Here is a 255-nt window from a genome sequence, read left to right on the forward strand (position 1 = left end):
GCGGTTAGAGATGGCCGTGAGTAGATGGATCAGGGTTGTGATTGTATCGAAGTATTTTTAAGTTCCTCGAAAGAGGGCTTTGGAATACGGCACAACGCGAAAACTCAGCCTGTAGCGAGTGGTGTCGAGAGACACACCCGTTATAGGGTCAAGCGAACAAGTGCATGTGGTGGATGCCTTGGCGATCACAGGCGATGAAGGACGCGGTAGCCTGCGAAAAGCGGCGGGGAGCTGGCAAACGAGCTTTGATCCGCC

At 53.7% G+C, this 255-nt stretch carries 1 rRNA gene; it reads left to right on the forward strand.

Going from position 1 to position 255, the window contains the following annotated elements:
• Nucleotides 1-146: 146 nt before the first annotated feature.
• Nucleotides 147-255: ribosomal RNA gene (locus VSR68_RS43035) — 23S ribosomal RNA — on the forward strand; the annotation flags it as partial.

The sequence above is a fragment of the Paraburkholderia phymatum genome, assembly GCF_038900715.1.
GTDB classification, from domain to species: domain Bacteria; phylum Pseudomonadota; class Gammaproteobacteria; order Burkholderiales; family Burkholderiaceae; genus Paraburkholderia; species Paraburkholderia phymatum_A.